This window comes from Pedobacter sp. 22226, assembly GCF_052045455.1.
GTDB lineage: Bacteria > Bacteroidota > Bacteroidia > Sphingobacteriales > Sphingobacteriaceae > Pedobacter > Pedobacter jeongneungensis.
On record NZ_JBQEPB010000005.1, the window covers coordinates 288670 to 309136 of the forward strand.

A 20467-nucleotide genomic window follows, 5' to 3' on the forward strand; every position below is an offset into this window, starting at 1 on the left:
ACTGCTGTCTTATTTTACTCTAATAGGCTAAATCTATCTCGATATAGATTTCTCCCCGCCTGTACGGGCAGGCATTCTACTGCGTTCCAGTCGAAATGACGACTTTTTTTCTGCAAATCGTCATCCTGAACTTTTTTCAGGATCTCAATAGCAGGAAAAGATGCTGAAATAAACTCAGTATGGTATTTCGAATTTGTTAGATCTGCGGGGAACTATTGATGTGGTTCCCGCAGATGCCGCAGAAAAGAAGCGCAGATTTAAAAAATAGGATAATCGTCATCTCGACCGCAGTGGAGAGATCTATATAATAGTATTTCTTAACTAGAGAGTTTTTGACTTCATTTTCATTAAGCTTTCAGAATAATCCTTTGTTGAAAGCCCATTGGTTTTTGCAATATTTATTGCAATTTCCTGAGCTTTAATAGCTCTCCTGAAATTTTTTAATTAATAAAATAAATGTGCCAGCGTATCGTAGTTATTTGCATTTGGATCTAACTGAATAGCTCTTTTACTCCATTTTACAGCTTTTAAAAGGCGTTTCTGATTTCTGGTCCCGGATGAATAAAAGTTCCAGGCTGCCTCATTCAATCCGTTTGGAAAAGATTTGGCTTTCCATCCCGGTTTAAAACGTAATGCACTGTCTGTTTTTTCTAATAATTTTAATCGTCTAACACTATCAATTTCAATACTCATGTAATATTTATCGTAGTGATTGGTAGCTATTTCAAAATAGTTAGCGGTGTCTTTAACAGCATTATAATAAAAAAGCATTTTTTCATTGTAAATTTTTTGCCCGTTATATTCGTTATTTTTCCATTGGTTTTTATAAAAATTAGCTATGTTCTGAGCATCGGCCAAACAAATTGTTTTTATTGCATTGGTCATTGTATTGTTGGCGATAACATTTAAGATAAAACCTCTTTTTTGCGATGATTCTTTTTTAAAAATGCTATCTATAATAGTTCTGTTTGTAAAGGCTTTATTGTAAGCGATTCTGTTAATTATTGGACCTGCCTCAAGAATATATAATACGGTTTGATAATCATCAAAAGAAGCCGGGCCTAGTTTTTTGGCATATTGTTCTATATAATAGGCATTATTTGTTACGCCTTGTTTTTTAAGTACATCTATTAACTGTTTTAATTTAGTTACATCTGAAGTATCTTTTAGATAATCTTCTTTCGCTTTCTTAATGGTTATTTGTTGTGAGGCTTCTTTTGCATAATTCAATATCTGTTCAAATCGTTCTTTGGGAGCATCTACTTCTAAGTTTCTGTAAAACAGCTCCATATTACTATGTAAAAAAAGATAGTTTGGGCAGTTTTCGATATTATAATACTCATTTATTGCTTTTAAAGTAGAATCACCATAATTTGTTTTATAAGTGACAAAATGAAGATTTATTTTATTAATGATTTCCTGATCGCTAAAAAGTGGATTTTCTTTTTCATTATTTGTGTTTTCTGAATTCAAGATTATCAAAACATCCTTTTTTAAATAATGTGCTGATAGCAAAGCTTTTTGCAAAGAAGCGCTGTAATTTAATTTTTGAGCAAATAAGATGGAGGGACAGAAAAATAAAAGAAAGAGTGAGAGTGAAATTTTCATGATGTTAGCTTTTTATAAATATAGAGCAAACCAATTGAAAAAAGAAGAGTGCTGCCTAATGATTAGGGAAAGCTGGCCAAGAAGGTGGATTTAGAAATTACCAATACAGATGATAAGGGACAGTTGGGGTTGTTTTAGATATTAAAGACTGCTGTCTTATTTTACTCAAATAGCTAAATCTATCTCAAGATAGATTTCTCCCCGCCTGTACGGGCAGGCATTCCACTGCGTTCCAGTCGAAATGACGACTTTTCTTCCGCAAATCGTCATCCTGAACTTGTTTCAGGATCTCAATAGCAGGAAAAGATGCTGAAATGAATTTAGGGGGACAACGCCAAAAAACAAAAGGCCCCGGATGTAAATCCGGAGCCTTTTCCCTTAAAAATTGTAGAACGTTATTTAATACTTACCAATACCTGGATTTTTCCAACCGTTTGCTGGTTAAAATCCTGCAGGGCTTTACCTAAAACCTGACCTACTTTAACCCTGTTCAAATCGGCTTTCATGGCTACACCAATTGTTGATGAGGTTACCAGCATATCGCCCCGTTTAATTTCTCCGCCTTCTAAACTAACCTTAGTAGGGATTACGCCGATTACGCCCATAGGCACTTTGCCAACAAGTTCCGAATCAATGTTTTCTTCTGTTAACAAAACTCCGGGTTTAGTGGCGTAAACACCAGCTACCAGATTAGAGTAAGCACCATTTGATTTCTCTACCGTTCTGTCTTTACCGGTAGAAATAATAAGGATATCTCCTGGTTCAAAATCTTTTGTTTCTCCGTTTACATCAAATGCTTCGGCTAAATCGGCACCTCCGGTTTGTGTACCGCCATTAAAGAATCCCTTTCCGGCTTTGTTGATCCTAATAACATTGGCACCCGAGCTTTGACCAATAAAAACATCTCCTGATGCGCCAGTATGGTTAGCCAATATGGTTGTGCCTGTACCGGCATCAGATACATGAAGCGTTGGATTACCATTAGCAGTATTGAAATTTGCAAAACGGCCAGCCCTTCCGGTTCCGAAATTAGGTGTCCAGCCGTATACTGCATTTCCGGTTCCATCATTATTGGCTTCAATACCATTGCCGTTTTTACCTGCATTTGCGGTAATTCCATTACCATTACCTTCAGTAAGTGCAATAAGTGCAGGTCCGTTTCCACCAGCATTTGATGAATAAAACAACCCGCCATAACCACCCGTTCCGGATGATAATCCATAAACTCCGGCTGTACCAAAGTTTGCAAAAATAGAATTTACCTCACCTTTAACAGCAGCAGAAGTGCCCTGGGTATTATCTACTTTAAAATTACCCGCTGTACCATTACCAACAGTTTTAACGGTTAAAGCATCACTTGTATTAGCTGTGTTAAAGTTTTCAAAATGAGCCGCACGCCCTGTACTAAATGAGGGCGCCCAGCCATATACCGCATCTCCTGTACCATCAACATTGGCTTCTACAGCATTACCGTTTTTACCCGCATTAGCCGTAATTGCATTGCCATTACCATCGGTTAAAGCAATAAGTGCTGCACCGTTACCCGCAGGGTTGGAGGCATAAAATAAACCTGCCCTGCCTCCGGTTCCGGATGATACACCAAAAATACCCGATGCACCAAAGTTTCCGAAAATGGTATTTACCTCTCCGCGAACGGCAGCACCAACACTGTTGGTGTTATCGATCTTAAATGAAGCTGCATTACCAAGCGTATTATCGGGGATATTTCCATTACCGTTAGAGTTTACCTCAAAAGTATTGACATCTGTATTTGCTGCATTGGTGTTAATGAAGCGGCCGGCTAAACCTTTACTTCCGCTGTTTCCTACTTCGCCCTGCACACCCACACCAGTGCCTGTAGTATTAGTGGCTATAAAGCCGCGAACACCGTATCCACCGCCATCGTTACGGCCAACTACAGCTCCGGCGATATCACTGGTGGTTAAACCAACAACAGCCTCTCCTCCACCTGTATTCTGACCCAGAACACCAGCTGAAGTTTGCGCACTTGTAATCCCGTTTATGGCCAAACCACTACCAGTAGAGCTTTTTACCCCGATGCCATTGCCTGTTGTTGAAGCATTAATTACTGTTCCATTTCCAACTGTATTTACATTTAATACATTGCTTGTATTTGAATTATTAAAAACAGAAATGCTGGCAGCAATTCCATTGGTAGAAGTTGCAGTTAATCCTGTTCCGGTATTGCTATTGGCATATACACCGGTTCCTGCGGCACTCGCGTTACCATAAACGCCCAGGCCGTTAGGTGTTACCCCATAAACACCCCATCCGCTTCCGTTATGACTTCCCCACACGCCGATGCCTAAACCACCCGTACCATTATTAATACCACGCAAAGCTGAAGAAAAACCACCAGGTGCAGTCGAACTTACAATTCCCCTCACCGCAGCAATGCTGGATGATGTGGTGTTATTTATACCTTCAACTGATGTTCCATCACCATTGTTGGTGATCGAAAATAATGTAGGCGCTGAATTTTCTGTAGCCACAAACGGAAGCGTTAACGAACCGCCGGCATCTGTTCCGGGCGCCCATGTAGTTCCGTTATATTTTAAAACCTGTCCGTTGGTTGGCGCTGTAGCTGCAATAGCAACATTCTGCAGGCCTTCTACAACCGGATTAGGATAGTTTCCGCTTAAATCGCCACCTGCAACTCCAGTTAATGTGCCTGCAGGACCAATGGGGCCGATTGGACCGGCAGGACCGGTTGCACCTACCGGCCCCTGAGTACCCTGAACACCAGCAGGGCCTGCAGGACCTATTGCTCCTGTTGCACCAACCGGACCCACCGGACCTTGTGCTCCGGCGGGACCTACCGGGCCGATAGCACCTGTAGCTCCTGCGGGACCGGTTGCGCCAATAGCACCTGCAGGACCAGTTGCACCTGTAGGGCCTACCAATCCTTGCGGACCGATCGGGCCTGCAGCACCTGTTAATCCGATTGGTCCCTGTACACCGGCAGGACCTACCGGACCTATAGCGCCGGTTGCGCCTGTTGGGCCGGTTGCACCAATCGGGCCTACCGGTCCTGTTGCACCTGCTGGACCTACCAATCCCTGAGGGCCAATTGGGCCGGCTGCTCCGGTTGGACCGGCAGGGCCTGTTGCACCTGCAGGACCGGGGTTACCTGAAGCTGCATATAAGGCAAAAGGTACACTCATTAATTGTGTTGCGCCCAAATCAGTAAAAGCACCACCACCAATGGCCAGTTCTACCTTTAAATACTGATTTGCATTTTGCCAGGGCACACCTGTTAAAGTTCCTGTTGATGGGCTTCCTTTACCAATTTGTAAGGTAAAAAGACCTAACGTGTTTGTGGTAAGATCATGGCTTTCCTGATATTGAACAGGGCCGTTGGCACTTGCTCCAAGTATCGAAATCCTCACCTTCACATTTTGTCTGGCAAGTACGGTTCCATCGTTATTGCGGGCAACTGCCTGATAGTTTATTCCTGTTAATCCACTTTGGGCAAATAATTTCCCAAAAAAGAGAAGGGTAACCGCAACTATGAGCGTAAACTTTTTCATGTTGAATAATTTAAGTAAAGAGGTATTAGATGTATGTTTTACTGTTTTGTACTGGTTTCCTGTTGCATAGGCGGTTGTTTAACCTCTGCTTTTGGTTCGGTTTTATCAACTTTAATTTCTGATTCGGAAACCGTTTTGGTATTGCTTACCGCTTTCCTTTTTGCGGCAGAAAAAGATGTCCTCTGTGCGCCCTGGGTATAATTCTGAAACAACCTTTGTTTTGTAGGTGTAGCAACATCTTTTTTAGCAACATCTTCCTTCTGCTTTTGAGCCGCAATTTCGGTCTCTTTATTAGGGAATAAAGTGTTAATGGTTGATTTCTGAGCCTTTACATTTGCAATACCAATAACGATCAGTATTGCCAGGAAAAATAATTTTTTCATTTTTATAGGTTGTTTAGTAGGGTTTAGTATTAATCAATGGCATAGCTTAAGGTAAATTTGATTCCGTTTTTAAGCACATACCGCCTTGCTGTTGGCGCGATGTAGCTCATATCAAACTGGAAAGGTTTTACTTTCAGTCCAAGGCCAACAGAAACATGCTGCCTGTTGCCCTTTTCAGGGTCTTCGTAAAAATATCCGGTGCGGAGAAAAAACTGGTTCAGGTAGGCAAACTCCATCCCGCCGGCAATGGTAAATTCTGATATTTCTTCTTTAAAACCACCTGGTGCATCAAAAAGTGATGTGAATAAGGCACTTGGTACACTTCTGGCCGGGTCTTTTCCTTTTTCAATTTCGTTTGTTGCAATGCCGTTTGCATCCAGTTTATACCTGGGGGGCGAAGGCACCATCAGTTTGTTGATATCAACCAGAAAAGTAAGGCTGTTCGATTGGTTTCTTAACAAGGTGTACCCGCCGCCAATGCGTAAATTCATAGGTAGAAATGATTCGCCTGATGATGCTGAAGAATATTTTAATTTGGTACCCACATTGGTTAAACTTACTCCCCAGGCATAGCGCGAGTTGTTCAATGTTTTTTCAGAATAAACACTAATGTCGGCAGAGTAGGCATTAACCGGGTTTACCTGTAAACCGTTAAACGTGCCGTTACCTAAATCGCTTCTGATGAAACGGCCGGTTAATGCAATGGCAAAATTATTTCCGAACTTTCTGGAATAGGTTCCGTCTATCGCAAACTCATTGGCATTGTATGATTGTAGTAGTCTGCCGTTTTCATCGCGGAAATTGATGCTTCCCTGATCAAAATACCTTAAAGAAACACCAATTACCTCTTTATCATTTAACTGATGGTAAGCGTTTAAATTACCGAGGTGCAGGCTTTTGTCAATCTCTCTCATCCACGGCACGTATGAAACACTTATACCTGTTTTATTGGCGAAAGAGAGTTTTGCCCCGTTAATAAAATTAGAATTTGCATCGCTGGTTAGGCCTGTTCCTGCTTCTCCTACACCCGAGTTCCTCGCATCGGGACTAATTAATAAAAAGGCCGCACCAGTGGTTACCGTACTGTATTGATTTTGAAGCTGTGCCTTTGCGTAATTGACCGAGCAAAGCAAAATCAGTACAATGTATGCAGTTTTGATAAGCGTTTTCATTGATGTATTTTAGATAGTTAGCAGTTAGGTTTATTGTATGATGAGCTTTTCAGAAAATGTCCGGTAATTAACATAAAGTACCACGTGGTACACACCAGATGCCAGTCCGTTTAATGGTATTACATATTCTATTTTGCCTGCCAGACTGGTAACCGAGCTCGAATGCACAATTTGCCCTGCATTGTTTACCAGGTTAATCACCACTTTGCCATCAGTCAATAAATCAAAATCTACTTTGGTTTTTCCAACAGCAGGGTTAGGATATACCCTCATGTTGCCAACGGCATTTGGGATAAAGTTGGAGGCTATAATTTCTGGCTGCTGAAAACCCTGCGTAAGCACAATACCAGCACTTTGCAGCGTTAAGGTTGCTACTTCGCCAACAGTAAACTGCACTAAAGTAGCTCCAACCTGTGCGCTTGAACCTGTGCTGGCCACTACACTACGGGTAAGGGTAGCCTGGCCATAAGATTTAAACAGGCACAGAAAAAAAATTAAAGAAAGTAAAAATACCTTTTTCATAGAGCGCAGGAAGTTTGTTTGTAATGGTTTATAGAATTAGCATTCTATATTTCAACCACAATATTCTTCTTCCTGGATATTAAGGAATGAGCATTAATGGATGATCATTACAAATTGACAGAAAGCAATCTGTTATTTCAATACGCTTTTTACGGTATTTTTTAAATGAACATGAATGAACAGAAATTAATGTAAACCGAGGTAGGCCTTGTTCTCTAAAGCATACTTAACAAGCGATGCAGTATTGTTTAAACTGAGTTTATAAAAGATGTTTTTACGGTGCGTATCTACCGTTCTGGTGCTTAAAAAAAGCAGGTCGGCAATTTCTGCATTGGTATTGCCATCAATAATCAGACTCACAATTTCCAGTTCGCGGGAGGAGAGAAGGTGTTTATTTTTTTTATCCTGATACTTATTGCTTAATAAAAACTCTTCAAGGATGTTCCGGAGGCTTTCAGATACATAATATTCACCATTATAAATACAATCAATAGCCTTAAAAAGATGTTTGTCGTCTGTATCCTTAAATAAATATCCTTTTGCACCTGCTTCGAGCATATTCAGTACATTTCTTTTATCATTAAGCATTGAAAGAATAATCACCTTAATATCCGGATATTCTGACTTTAAAATTCCCAGGGTTTGATAACCATTTAAAACCGGCATGTTAATATCCAGTAAAACCACATCGGGGCGTTCATTTTTAACAAGATCGATTACTTCAGCACCATTGTTGGCAACTGCAATTACCTTGAAATCACTTCTAACGGCCAAAATAAGCTTCAGTCCGTTAATCAGCACATTATGATCATCTGCAATTAATATCTTAATCATTAACTTTTGGTTTTAAAATTCTTTTCAGGTTAATCGAAATGGTTACCGCAACACCTTTTCCCATTGCTGTGTCAATGTCTAGTTCGGCCCTTATGGCTTTAATAAGCGCCTCAATATTAAACAGGCCGTAACCTCGTTTAACCGCGTTATGGTCGTATCCTTTCCCATCATCTTCATAAAGTAAAATCAGCCTTTCGTGGCGGTTAATGATTACGATATAAATGTTTTTAGCAGCGGCATGTTTAATCGTATTATTAATCAATTCCTGACAGATCCGGTAAATGGCATATTCAGGAGTGCTTTTAAGGACAACGGTAAAACCCGAATGATCAAAATGGATGTTAATGATCCCCATTTTGTTAATGCTATCTGTAAGATCTTCCATAGCAGTTACTAATCCATTTTCATCAAGGGTTTGAGGACTTAAATTGATCAATGTATTTCTCAGGACGTTTACAGAAGAATCGATATATTCTGCCGATAATTTGCGCAGTTCGCCACCGTCAATCATTTTATTAATATCGCCTGCCAGAAGGTAATGTTTTAGGGTAGAGAGTTTTAAGCCCAGTTCATCGTGCAGGTCGTCGGCAATCCTTTTGCGGTCGGCCTTTTGGAAATTGATCATCTGCCGTAATTGTACCACCTGCAGGTGTTTAACCCATTTTAAATAAATAAATAAGGCGATTAAAGAAATAATGGTTAAAATGACAATACCAAGAATAATAAACCAGGTTTTTTGCCAGAAAGGGGCATTGATAAAAATAGGCAGAACCGTTTTTTCATTGCTGTAAACATCAGTTATTATGAGTTTAAATTTTCCCGATGGCATATTGGGGAAACGGATGCTGTTGCTCCCGAAAACGCTCACTTTTTTGTTATCGTAACCAATCATCTGGTAAACAATTTTTCTTTGCGTTGGGTCAATAAAATCCATCGTGCTAAAAGCAATGGTTATTGTGTTTTCGTTGTGCTGAAGTTTTAAACTGCGGGTCGTTATCGGGTTGCCAATATCCGGCCGCACCTGATCGTTGATCAGGATCTCCGTAATCTGTGGTTTAGAACGGCTGGTGTACACATTCGATTTAACAGGATCGATAATATTAATACCGTTGATTCCGCCAAATGCCAATAATTTATTCCTTAGTGCCACAGCCGCATTGGGATTAAAAACCATACTCTGCAGGCCATCGCCTATGCTGTATCGGGTTTGGTTATAGGTAGCGAGGTTATAAATGTACAATCCGTTGTTGGTGCCCACCCAAAGGTTGCCATGCCCGTCCGCCAGTACACTGCTGCAATTCGCATCAATTAAACTGACGTTCTCAATGCTGTCCGATTGGCAGTTGAATGTTAAAAGCCCCGATGTAGTAGCAAGGTATATCCTTTCGCCAATATGGATGCTTCCGTTTATGCCGTAAGGCGATCTTGCAATTTCCTTGTTAAAAATAAATTTCCCGTCTTTTAAATCGGCAAGGTATAATGATGTATAATAAGATTGGATAATAACCTTATCTGGTGTAACAGGAACGATGGTTTGGATATTTGGCCATGATATAGCGTTGTTAATACCCTGATCCATATCGAAATATAAAACGTTATTTGCTTTAAAAATAACCCTGGCGATACCGTATTCCGTAGCCGCGAATAAATTTTCTCCGATTTTTAAAATTTGGTTAATCTGCACTTTTCCGTTCATTTTTTCAGAAAAGCTTGTTTTTAACTGATTAAAACTTGCTTTCTTAGCATCGTAAACAAAGAAAAAGCCATTAGAAAGCCCGGTTAAAATATTGCCGTTATTTAATTCTAGAAGTTGAGAGATACCGAGTTTTAAAAATTCATGTTTTAATGGTTTTGTTAAATCCTGATTATAGATTAATAAACCGGAGGTTTTTGTTCCGCACCAGATTCCGCCCTTTTCTGGTTTTATAATAACACTGATATCATTTTCAAAATTGGGAGAAACAATATCTGCCTTATCTATATAACGAGAAAAGATAACCTTATTTAAGTTGGTATAATCAAGGCCATAACCATTAATACTTAAAAACAGGTTCTGTTTTTGATCGATGTAAATTTTTTTGATGTAATTGGCCGATAAACTAAACGGATCATCTGATTGGTGGGTATAATCGGCTATAAATTTTTTGCTAACCAGATCGAATAACAGCAAGCCATTGCTTCTTGTGCCAATCAGGAGCCAGGGTTTATTGGGGTATTTCGCTATTGCTGTTGCAGCAATATTTTTACCCGTTTTGTAAGTGTTAAAACACTTGTGCTGTTTGGTTTTGAGGTTTAATTTAATCAATCCCTTATCGCTGGCTAACCAGAGCAGACTATCTGATGCCACATAAACATCGGCAATGTGACTGTTAAGTGCCGTATTGTTGCTGTTCATAAAAAACTCCTGAACATGCTGTTCTTTTACATCATCTGTTTTATAGATGTATATGCCTTTTACTCCTCTGCTGATAAACCAATCAAGCTTATTGTAAAATGAAACTGGTGTAAAAATATATCCGTTAGAATAAGTGGTGATGTATTTGGCCGTACCGTCTTTCTTCCTGTATTTATAAACATTGCCCGCCAGATAAACCCAAAGATCCTCCTGTTTGTCGATATAAAAAGGAAAGGTGTAATAATTGTCGCTCAGTTTAACATCCTTTTTGAAATGATAAAGTGTGAAATTATCCTGCCTCCTGTTGTACTTTGCCAGGTTACTTTGCGAACCGATGATTAAATCGCCATTTTTATCTTCTATAATATTGGTTATGTAATTGCCCGGGAAAGCCGCAAGGTTATTTTTGTTTTTGTAGGTAATGCAGGTTTTGCCATCAAAACGGTTTATTCCATTTTCGGTACCCATCCATAAAAAACCATCTTTATCAACGTGGAGTGCTTGTATGGTGGGGTCGCTCAGGCCATTTTCCAGCGTAAGGTGTTTAAATAATAATGTGGGTTTGGTTTGCGCAGAAACCGATAGGCATAATAACAAAAAACAGAAAATGCCAGATATCCTTTTTAATAAACTAACACATAAAAAATGGTTAATAAGGCACATGGGATGTTAAGATGGGATGATTTAGATTTTAAATATATAAAAAAATATATTTTGCCTGTTTAATATTTGCTGATAATAAGCATATTATGAGATGATGAGGGATAAAAAGACTTAAAAATACCCTTAAATTAAAAAAGACTATATTTGCAATGCTCAAAGGGGTGCTTTTTGATGTTGCAATTTCTGTTGCCATCAATTTGCTGAGATTATACCCATTTAGAGGCTTAAGGCAAAAGACTTAAGGTAGAAGGTTTAACCTTACACCTTTAACCCTACACCCTATACCTTCTAATGAACCTGATGCAGATAATGCTGCCGTAGGAAGAGGTTAAATTACCGAGCTGTTTCGCCCTGAAAACAGTTTTCAAATTTTTATCGTAAATGGATTTTCAGGATTGGTTTAAGCTTTTTCAGGAGCAGATTGTACATACTTCTTTAATCGAATGGTTTGCCGTTGGCTTTGGGGTTGCAGAAGTGCTATTGGCCAAAAAGAACAGTATCTGGCTTTACCCAACAGGCATAATTTCCATTTTACTATCGATGTTTTTATTGCTGAACGTAAAGTTATATGCAGAAACGCTGCTGAGTATTTATTATCTGGTAATGAGTGTTTATGGTTGGGTAATCTGGAAAAAAAGAAAGCAGGATGGCGAAAACCAGGTGTCGTGGTCCAGTAGTAATGAATTAACCATAGCTGTATTAATTTCAGTTATTGGTTTTGGGCTGCTTTACCTTGTATTAAGGCATTATACTGATTCTGACGTTCCTTTATTCGATGCATTTGTTTCTGCTACGGCCTGGGCAGGGATGTGGTTATTAGCAAAACGGAAAATAGAGAACTGGATTTTTCTAAATATCTCAAACATTGTGGCCATTCCGCTACTTTTTCATAAAAAACTCCCGCTTATGGCCTGTTTAACTACATTTTTATTTGTAGTTGCCATTTTTGGATTTTTTGACTGGAAGAAAATCATCAGTAAAACCAGGTTTAAACCAGCTCAATCGTAGCAGCAAAAATATCATCATGCAAGATACATTAACCACCACCTGGCAGGAAAAGGTAAAAACTTATGCGGCACTTTCGGAAGAAATGGGGAAACTTCATCCCGAAATTTTAGAACTTGCCTATCAGGAAAACTGGTTTAAGCTTTTTGTGCCCGGAGTTTATGGCGGGCCAGGCAAAAAACTCCCTGAAATTTTAAGGTTAGAAGAAGAACTGGCAGAAGCCGATGGAAGTTTGGGCTGGACGGTTACTTTATGTGCAGGTGCGGGCTGGTTTGCAGGATTTTTAAATCCTGAATTGGCTACAGAAATTTTCGCCGACCGTGAAGTTTGTTTTGCAGGAAGTGGGGCAATTGGCGGAGTGGCTGTAAAAACCAAAACAGGGTATCTGTTAAAAGGTAAATGGAATTATGCCAGTGGTGCTTTACATGCAACCATATTTACCGCAAACTGTACGCTAAAAGATGAAAACGGCGAAGATATTTTGGATGAAAACGGCACGCCCGAAATCCGATCATTTATCCTTACAAAAGAAGAAGTAAATATTCTGCCCGGCTGGTCTTATTTTGGTTTAATTGCAACCGGAAGCCATGCCTTTGAAGTGAAAAATTTAAATGTTCCTGAAAACCGGACTTTTCAAATCAATCAGCATATTGAAGTTGCAGATGCTGGTTTTGATTATCCTTTTTTACAGCTGGCAGAAACCACTTTAACGGTAAATAGCTTAGGTATGACCAATCATTTTATTAAACTGGTTGAAGATGCCTTTTACGTACGTACAGGATTAAAAAGATATACTGATGAGCAGGTTTTGTTTTTTACAAACGAACTCAGTAGCTGTAAGGAAGAAATCCAAAATCTGCGGGCGAAATTTTACAGCATTTTTGATGCATCCTGGAATCAGCTGATTAATAATAATAAGATTGAGGAAAATACATTAACAGAAGTAAGTTCGATCAGCCGTAAACTGGCACATGCCTGTTGGAGAACGGCAGCCAGATTGTTTCCTTACTGTGGTTTAGAAGCGGCCAAAAAAGAGTCAGAAATTAACCGTGTTTGGCGTGATCTCCATACGGCCAGCCAGCACGCCTTGCTTACCTTCGAAATTTAATTATTCCAGAAGTTCAGGCCTGATTTTATCCTGAAAATCTTTGGCAAACTTATTTAGTTTTGGCTGAATCACAAAGGCACAGTATGGCTTGCCCTGGTTGTCGCTAAAATAGTTCTGATGATAATCTTCAGCTTCATAAAACTCCGTTGCCGGACTAATTTCGGTAATGATGGGTTTATCGAAAACCTGCTCATGCGTAAGGTCGCTAATCATTTGCCCGGCCTGCTTTTTCTGTTCTTCATTTTCGTAAAAAATTACAGAACGGTATTGTGTACCAATATCATTTCCCTGCCTGTTTAAGGTTGTTGGGGTATGGGTTTTAAAGAATACCAGTAAAAGCGTATTGAAGGATATAACTTCCTCATCAAAGCTGATCTGAACTACTTCGGCATGGCCGGTATCTCCATTACACACCTCCATATAAGTTGGATGTTTTAATTCTCCTCCCATATAGCCTGATGTTACCTGGCTTACGCCATTTAACGTCTGAAATACGGCTTCGGTGCACCAAAAGCAGCCTCCGCCAAATGTTGCTGTTTGCATATCCTACTTATATAAAATCTGTCCCAACTTTTGTAATCTGTTAAAAAAACGCTTTTTTGAGATCGAAAGTTTGGATTAACGACTAATTATTCCTTTAAGTTGTAAATGTTTGACTTACAGAGGATCAATATAGTATTTATACAGTATAGTGCAAACTATAAACCTTTTTCTGTTCAAAAATATATCTAAAAAAAACGCCTCCGATTTATTTCGGAGGCGTTTGTTATGTTATTGATATTGAATATATATCGGTTTTGGGGTAAGCTTTAAAAGCTCTTCTGGTGTCATCAGGCGTTTAGGATCTTTTTTAAGGTCGTTTTTGTAAAACAGTTTAAAACCTGTAAACTGAACCGGCTCTCCCTGTACAAAATGGCGGTAGGTTCCTTTTTTCAATTCAGGCTCGCCCCATCCATCCATGTGCACCACTACCTGTACTTCCGGACGAAGCTTGATACTTGCAGAGTTGGTTACCATTTTCTTTGTAAAACGGTGCAATACAAATACTTTTGGAGGCAGGTTATGTTTTTTAACAATATCAGCAAGGTATTGAGTTACATAATTTACATCTGCAGCATCGTATGTACCGATCTTTTTTCCTGGCAATGAACCATCTTTCATCGAAAATTCAGGATCAATACCTAAATGAACGTAAGGCAGTTCAAGGTATTTTTCAATATGGGGCAACTCAGCCTTAATGGTGCTTAAAGCTACCTGAAGATCTAAAAATACAATGGTATTTGGTTGCATTTTAGCAATGGTTAAAACAGAATCGATCTGTTTATTGCCCATTCTGTTAATGTATTTTCCATCTTTTCCAGGTGTTCCGCTTGCCACAGCTGCAATATAATGCAAGCCCGGTTGTACCGGTGTAGTTGGATCGGCTTTTTCCCAATGTTTAACTTCGGCATTCAGGCGTTGCCACATTTCTTTTGGTGCATATTCGCCCAAAGCACCCATTTTTTTTGAGTGCAGGTTTCCATAATAAACCACAATGCGTTTAAATGGCAGAATGGCTCCGGCCAAAGGATATGGCTGTTTTTTTACCGGCCATTTTCCGGTTGTATCTCCATTGGCCAGTTTTTTTACCAACGAATCGTAAAGTTTCGGATCAACAGGTTTCATTACATTTGCTGTTGAGTCGGTTTTCTTTTTAGTGGTATCAGATGAGAAGATTTTACCAACGCCGCTGCCGCTTTTACCGTCTGAATTACAGTTGGCGAACAAGCTGATTGCGGCAAAACCAAGTATTAGGGTGCCTGCTAATTGAGGGAATTTCATAGATTTATTAGATGATTTAAAATTTAGACAGTTTCCGGTTCTGTTGTGGATGAAAGTAGGTCGGAAATCTGATAGTTTAAAATAAAGTAATTAACATTTACACATTGCAGAATTTACCAAAAACACCTAATGGTAATTTAATGCCAGAAGTAGCCTGTAAAAAAAGCTCTCCGGTTTCGAGGTTTTGAACTGCCGGGAAAGAAGTGCGGATTAGATTTTCGACAATTACCGAAGAAAAACCAAGGGAGTAGGTATTTAAGATCAGGAAATGTTCCTTTTCATCCAGTAACTGTACAACATCCTGCATCATTTCCTGGATATGATCTTCCAGTTTCCACTTTTCGCCATTTGGTCCATGGCCGTATGCTGGCGGGTCTAAAATGATTCCATTGTATTTTTTGCCTCTTTTCAGTTCTTTCTTTACAAACTTCAAGGCATCTTCAACCATCCAGCGGGTATCTTTTAAGCCAGAAAGTTCCTGGTTTTCGTTTGCCCAGGTAACCACCTGTTTAATAGAATCAACATGGGTAGTTTCTGCACCAGCTGCGTTAGCAATTAATGATGCTGCTCCGGTATAGGCAAAGAGATTTAACACCTTTGGCTGCGGTGTTTTAAATTTTTTAATTGATGATGAGATAAAATCCCAGTTTACGGCCTGCTCCGGGAATACGCCTACATGTTTAAAAGAAGTTAAGCCTAAACGAAGCTTAATGGCCACTTCATCATTTTTATATTCTACATGCCAGCGATCCGGAATAGATTGATTTTTCTTTACCCATTCGCCCGAAGTAGCAGAACGGCCTCTGAAAGTTATGTTTGCTGTTTTTTTCCAGTCCTGTTCTGAATATGTTTTTTTCCATACGGCCTGCGGTTCAGGGCGGATAAGAGTTACATTTCCAAAACGTTCTAATTTTTCAAAATCCCCGCAATCAATCAGTTCGTAATCTTTCCAGTGTGTTGGGGCAAGTAATTGTATCATTTATTATTTGTGTAGTTCGTCATTGCGAGGCACGAAGCAATCTTAATGCGGTAGATGTATAGAATAGATTGCTTCGTGCCTCGCAATGACGATTTATTTATTTTATTTAAAATCTAATGGGGCATTAAAATCTTTAGGGATGATAAATAAGCCTTTTGCAGCACCATATAAGCTTTTTGGCTCTTCAATAATATTTATTTTTTCACTCGCCAATTCAGGAAAGCTTTTGACATGTTTAGCTTGTAAAAAATCAATAAAATCTTCTACCTCATTTACCATATTTTCTGGTAAGGTTTCTAATTTGTGAATGATATTTTTTGTAGCCGTAGTCATAATTAACAAATATAAGAATTTTATTAAAACTTATCTTTTGCTGCTTTCATGAAACGGCTGGCGAATACGAAATCGTTTAATTCTTTAATATCGGTGTGTGCAATTTCTTTATTGCTGCCTTCCCAGAATTTCTTTCCTTCGTGCAGGAAGAGGATATAATCGCCAATACCCATTACCGAGTTCATATCATGCGTTACCACAATGGTGGTGGTTTTATATTCTTCGGTAATTTCCTGGATCAGCTCATCAATAACGATCGAAGTTTTTGGATCCAAACCAGAGTTGGGTTCATCACAGAACAGGTACTTCGGATTCATAGAAATGGCACGGGCAATACCTACACGTTTTTTCATACCTCCGGATAGTTCGGCAGGGAATAACTTGTTTTTACCGGCAAGGTTAACACGCTCCAGGCAAAAATCAACCCTTTCCAGTTTTTCTTTTCGGCTTTGATCGGTAAACATATTTAAAGGAAACATGATGTTTTCTTCAACGGTCATACTATCAAACAGGGCAGATCCCTGAAAAAGCATACCAATTTCTTTACGTACTTCGATACGTTGCTCGTAGGTCATCGGAGTAAAATCACGGCCATCGTACAGTACCGAACCCGAATCAGGCTGGTGTAAACCCACCATACATTTAAGCAGGGTTGTTTTTCCTGAGCCCGAACCACCAATAATTAAATTGGTTACGCCTTCTTCAAACTTACCGGAAATGCCTTTTAATACCTCATTTCCTGAGAATGATTTATGAATATCTTTAATTTCGATCATTACAATAACAATTGGGTCACGATATAATCGCAAGCTAAAATAGAAATACAGCTAATTACAACAGCCCTTGTACTGGCTTGAGAAACCTCTAAAGCACCACCACGAACATAGAATCCTTCGTATGCCGGAACTGATGTAATGATAAAACCGAATACAAATGCCTTTACAAGTGCCACCACAATGGTGTAGGGGTTAAAATCAGTTGTAATACCCTGAATATACTCTGCCGGGGTAACTGCTCCCGATACTGAACCACCAATATAACCACCGGTAATACTTAAGAACATAGAAATGATTACCAGCATGGGCACCATGGTAATCCCTGAAATAATTTTTGGCAGAATTAAATAACCCGGTGCATTAATACCCATAATTTCTAAAGCATCAATCTGCTCGGTAACACGCATAGAACCAATTTCTGATGAAATGGCCGAGCCTATTTTTCCGGCCAGTACAATTGCACTGATGGTTGGACTTAACTCCAGAATACTCGAATCGCGGTTTACTGAACCAATAATGGTTTTCGGAATAAAATCGCTAACCAGCTGGAAAGCAATTTGTAAAGTCATTACCGCGCCAATAAAGGTAGAGATAATGGCAATCAGTCCTAAAGAACCCACACCCACATAATCCATCTGTTTGGCGATTTCTTTAAGGTATATTTTCAGTTTTTCCGGCCTTCTGAATACAGACTTGAGTAGCAGGATGTATCTGCCGAAATTGGTAAAATTCATTCCGTATGTATTTGCTTAATTTAAATGATCATTCTTATACTACTACAAAGAAACGATAAAAAAGTTGTCGCTCTTTGCTAATTGCAAAAATATTCGTGGTTTTGAATATAAATATGGTTTTTTGTCAACAAAAATTAAACCACAAAACATGAAAGCTGTAATAACAGGGGCAACTAAAGGAATTGGAAGGGCTATAGCGCTAAAACTGGCACAAAACGGATACGATTTAATTTTAGTAGCCAGGGGTGAGGATGATTTAAACGCTTTAAAACATGAATTAACCCCTTACAGGAATGCTGTTGTTATCCATCAGGCCGATTGTTCGGTTAAAGAAGAAGTTTATGCCTTTTTAAATTCGACGGTTATTGATTTCAGCAATGTAACAGTTTTAGTAAATAATGTGGGCATTTTTTTACCCGGCAGCTTATTGGATGAGGCTGACGAAACTTTCGAAAAACAACAGCATTTAAACCTCAATGCCGGTTATTATACCAGTAAGTTTTTTGGCAAAAAAATGCGTTCAGCGAAGCAGGGCCATATATTCAACATCTGTTCGGTGGCCAGTAAAGCACCTGTAAAAAATGGTGGCAGTTATAGTGTAACAAAAGCAGCGATGTTAAGTCTTAATCATGTATTGCGGCAAGAGTTAGCCCCTCACAACGTTAAAGTTACAGCTTTTTTACCTGGTTCTACCAAAACCTCATCGTGGGAAGGAACAACAATCCCCGATGAAAAATTTGTACAGCCTGAGGACATTGCCGAAACTTTATTCACCATTTTAAACTTAAGTAAAGGTGTAAACGTAGATGAGGTTTTAATTACCCCGCTCGATTTTTAACACAAAATGAACAACGTTATGGAAAAGAAGCTTTTTAGAAACGAACACGATAAGATGATTGCCGGTGTAGCTTCGGGACTTGCAGATTACATGCAGGTGGAGGTTACCATAATCAGATTATTGTTTGCATTATCGGCCATCTTTATGGCTGGCGCTGGCTTAATAGCCTATATTATTATGTGGATTATTGTTCCGGTTAATAATGATCCGGCTGCAAAATTCTCAAAATTTAACGATTATTTTAATAAGAATAATCCGGGCACAAATCCTTTTGGCAATCCTGATCCCTTTGCAGCGAATACCGGTGCAACACCAAACTGGACACAGCCGGTAGATGCTACGCAGAAAACACCATTTGAAACGCAACCTGATTTTAGCAAATTCAATAAACCGAATGATACCGGGCGCACCATAGGAGGCTTATTGCTTCTGGTAATCGGATGTTTTTTCCTGATGCGCGAAATGGATTTTATTCCTGATTGGTTTAGTATCCGCAATTTATTCAGGTACATGTGGCCTTTAATATTTATTGCCTTGGGTATTAGTATTATTGCCAAATCAAAAAGAAAAAACGACTGGGCAGCTTTTCAGAACCAGCAAGAGGCAGAACAGAAAAAAACAGCTGATTTTACTGAAACTGTTGTAGAAAGTGAGCCGGTAACCCCTGTAAATAAAGATGATCAATCAACACCCGCTAACCCTCAAGTATAAATAAAATGAAACTAGATAGATTAATATGGGGTATCATCCTGCTTTTTATTGGCGGTGTACTTCTACTCGAAAATTTTGGCGTTATCAATTTTTATTGGCGTAACGTTTGGAGCTTTTGGCCTGTATTTTTAATTATTGCAGGTTTAAATATCCTTTTTAACAGAAACAATTCGCAAACCGGTAGCATAATTTCCATCGGGGTGCTTGTAATCGCCTTATCTTTTCTTTTTTACAGAGGTCAGCAAGTTCCGGAACATAGCAGCTGGTGGGGACGAAATTTTAAAAAAGACATCGATGTTAATATCGATCATAACGATGGCGATGATGATAACGACAGTGATGACGACAAGGATTCTTCATATAACCAGTTAAATTTAACAGAGCCTTTTGTGGCGGCCGATAATACCAAAAAAACAGTGCTGAATATTTCCGGCGGAGGCATTTCATTTAACCTTGATGGCGAAACGGCTTCGTTAATTGATGCCGATATCAGAAAAAGGCATGGTAATTTCTCTCTGAAAAAACTGGTTACCGATTCTGCAACCGTGCTGACTTTTGCAATGGAAGACAGGAAAAGTAAATGGAATTTTGGCGATAACGGTAACGATGTAAACTTTAAGTTAAACAAAACTGCTACCTGGGATGTGCTGATGAAGCTTGGCGCCGGCGAAGCTAACTTCGATTTTTCTCCCTATAAAGTACGTACGTTCCGTTTTGATGGTGGTGCCGCAGCTTTAGATATTAAAATGGGAGATTTATTGCCGATTACCGATGTGGTGGTAAAATCGGGAGTGGCTGATGTTAAAATTAAAGTGCCTGCCAATTCGGGCTGCAGGATTAAAACCAAAACAGGTTTATCTGCAAAAGATTTCGACGGATTTGAGAAACTTAGCGATGGCGTTTACGAAACTTCTAACTATAAAACCTCAACCAAAAAAATCTTTATCAGTTTAGACGGCGGATTGAGTAACTTTGAAGTGAGCAGGTATTAGAGAGGTTGAAGGTTGTAAGGTAGAGGGCTTAAGGCTTTATCC

The 20467-nt window shown here is 39.2% G+C and carries 18 protein-coding genes; 5 read left to right on the forward strand and 13 right to left on the reverse strand.

The features are described from left to right. Positions 1-444: 444 nt before the first annotated feature. The 7 genes from ACTJKC_RS13380 to ACTJKC_RS13410 form a co-directional block, all read right to left on the reverse strand. Positions 445-1608 carry a hypothetical protein gene (locus ACTJKC_RS13380; RefSeq protein WP_440792591.1) on the reverse strand — a complete coding sequence of 388 codons (1164 nt, stop codon included), beginning with the start codon at positions 1606-1608 and terminating at the stop codon, positions 445-447. 395 nt (positions 1609-2003) lie between these two features. After that, positions 2004-5159 carry a beta strand repeat-containing protein gene (locus ACTJKC_RS13385; protein ID WP_440792593.1) on the reverse strand — a complete coding sequence of 1052 codons (3156 nt, stop codon included), beginning with the start codon at positions 5157-5159 and terminating at the stop codon, positions 2004-2006. A gap of 38 nt (positions 5160-5197) precedes the next feature. Then, positions 5198-5542 carry a hypothetical protein gene (locus tag ACTJKC_RS13390; protein WP_440792595.1) on the reverse strand — a complete coding sequence of 115 codons (345 nt, stop codon included), beginning with the start codon at positions 5540-5542 and terminating at the stop codon, positions 5198-5200. Positions 5543-5571: 29 nt separating this feature from the next. Further along, positions 5572-6714, reverse strand: coding sequence for a type IX secretion system outer membrane channel protein PorV (gene porV / locus ACTJKC_RS13395; RefSeq protein ID WP_440792597.1), 1143 nt, complete (start codon positions 6712-6714; stop codon positions 5572-5574). 30 nt (positions 6715-6744) lie between these two features. Continuing rightward, positions 6745-7236, reverse strand: a complete 492-nt coding sequence (locus tag ACTJKC_RS13400; RefSeq protein WP_344852872.1) for a T9SS type A sorting domain-containing protein — start codon at positions 7234-7236, stop codon at positions 6745-6747. Positions 7237-7422: 186 nt separating this feature from the next. Continuing rightward, positions 7423-8070: a response regulator transcription factor gene (locus ACTJKC_RS13405; protein ID WP_344852873.1), complete on the reverse strand. Its 648-nt coding sequence runs from the start codon at positions 8068-8070 to the stop codon at positions 7423-7425. Beyond that, entirely contained in the window at positions 8063-11062 is a 3000-nt protein-coding gene (locus ACTJKC_RS13410) for a two-component regulator propeller domain-containing protein (RefSeq protein WP_440792600.1), read from the reverse strand. Before ACTJKC_RS13410 ends, ACTJKC_RS13405 begins: the two co-directional genes overlap by 8 nt. 447 nt (positions 11063-11509) lie before the next feature. Here ACTJKC_RS13410 and pnuC point away from each other — a divergent pair, with 447 nt between their 5' ends. Both pnuC and ACTJKC_RS13420 read left to right on the forward strand, forming a co-directional pair. Further along, positions 11510-12136, forward strand: a complete 627-nt coding sequence (gene pnuC / locus ACTJKC_RS13415) for a nicotinamide riboside transporter PnuC (RefSeq protein ID WP_440792602.1) — start codon at positions 11510-11512, stop codon at positions 12134-12136. Between the two features lie 16 nt (positions 12137-12152). Continuing rightward, entirely contained in the window at positions 12153-13241 is a 1089-nt protein-coding gene (locus ACTJKC_RS13420; protein WP_440792604.1) for an acyl-CoA dehydrogenase family protein, read from the forward strand. Here the strand turns inward: ACTJKC_RS13420 and msrA are convergent, their stop codons facing one another. From msrA to ACTJKC_RS13450, 6 genes are all read right to left on the reverse strand, one after another. After that, positions 13242-13784 carry a peptide-methionine (S)-S-oxide reductase MsrA gene (gene msrA / locus ACTJKC_RS13425; protein WP_440792606.1) on the reverse strand — a complete coding sequence of 181 codons (543 nt, stop codon included), beginning with the start codon at positions 13782-13784 and terminating at the stop codon, positions 13242-13244. It abuts the gene before it with no gap. Positions 13785-14012: 228 nt separating this feature from the next. Continuing rightward, complete coding sequence (locus ACTJKC_RS13430; RefSeq protein WP_440792608.1) at positions 14013-15062, reverse strand: hypothetical protein; 1050 nt, start codon at positions 15060-15062, stop codon at positions 14013-14015. A 97-nt stretch (positions 15063-15159) separates the two neighbouring features. Beyond that, entirely contained in the window at positions 15160-16041 is an 882-nt protein-coding gene (locus ACTJKC_RS13435) for a class I SAM-dependent methyltransferase (protein ID WP_440792610.1), read from the reverse strand. 102 nt (positions 16042-16143) lie between these two features. Further along, positions 16144-16374, reverse strand: coding sequence for a type II toxin-antitoxin system VapB family antitoxin (vapB, locus tag ACTJKC_RS13440; protein ID WP_440792612.1), 231 nt, complete (start codon positions 16372-16374; stop codon positions 16144-16146). A 23-nt stretch (positions 16375-16397) separates the two neighbouring features. Beyond that, positions 16398-17150: an ABC transporter ATP-binding protein gene (locus tag ACTJKC_RS13445; RefSeq protein WP_344852882.1), complete on the reverse strand. Its 753-nt coding sequence runs from the start codon at positions 17148-17150 to the stop codon at positions 16398-16400. Beyond that, positions 17150-17884 carry an MlaE family ABC transporter permease gene (locus ACTJKC_RS13450; protein WP_344852883.1) on the reverse strand — a complete coding sequence of 245 codons (735 nt, stop codon included), beginning with the start codon at positions 17882-17884 and terminating at the stop codon, positions 17150-17152. Before ACTJKC_RS13450 ends, ACTJKC_RS13445 begins: the two co-directional genes overlap by 1 nt. A 148-nt stretch (positions 17885-18032) precedes the next feature. On the opposite strand from ACTJKC_RS13450, the gene ACTJKC_RS13455 reads away from it, so the two are divergent. From ACTJKC_RS13455 to ACTJKC_RS13465, 3 genes are read left to right on the forward strand one after another with little or no spacing between them, the layout of a single operon-like run. Further along, positions 18033-18722: an SDR family oxidoreductase gene (locus ACTJKC_RS13455; RefSeq protein ID WP_440792615.1), complete on the forward strand. Its 690-nt coding sequence runs from the start codon at positions 18033-18035 to the stop codon at positions 18720-18722. A gap of 18 nt (positions 18723-18740) precedes the next feature. After that, positions 18741-19433, forward strand: a complete 693-nt coding sequence (locus ACTJKC_RS13460) for a PspC domain-containing protein (RefSeq protein ID WP_440792617.1) — start codon at positions 18741-18743, stop codon at positions 19431-19433. 5 nt (positions 19434-19438) lie between these two features. Next, entirely contained in the window at positions 19439-20425 is a 987-nt protein-coding gene (locus ACTJKC_RS13465) for a LiaF transmembrane domain-containing protein (protein ID WP_440792619.1), read from the forward strand. Positions 20426-20467 lie beyond the last annotated feature (42 nt).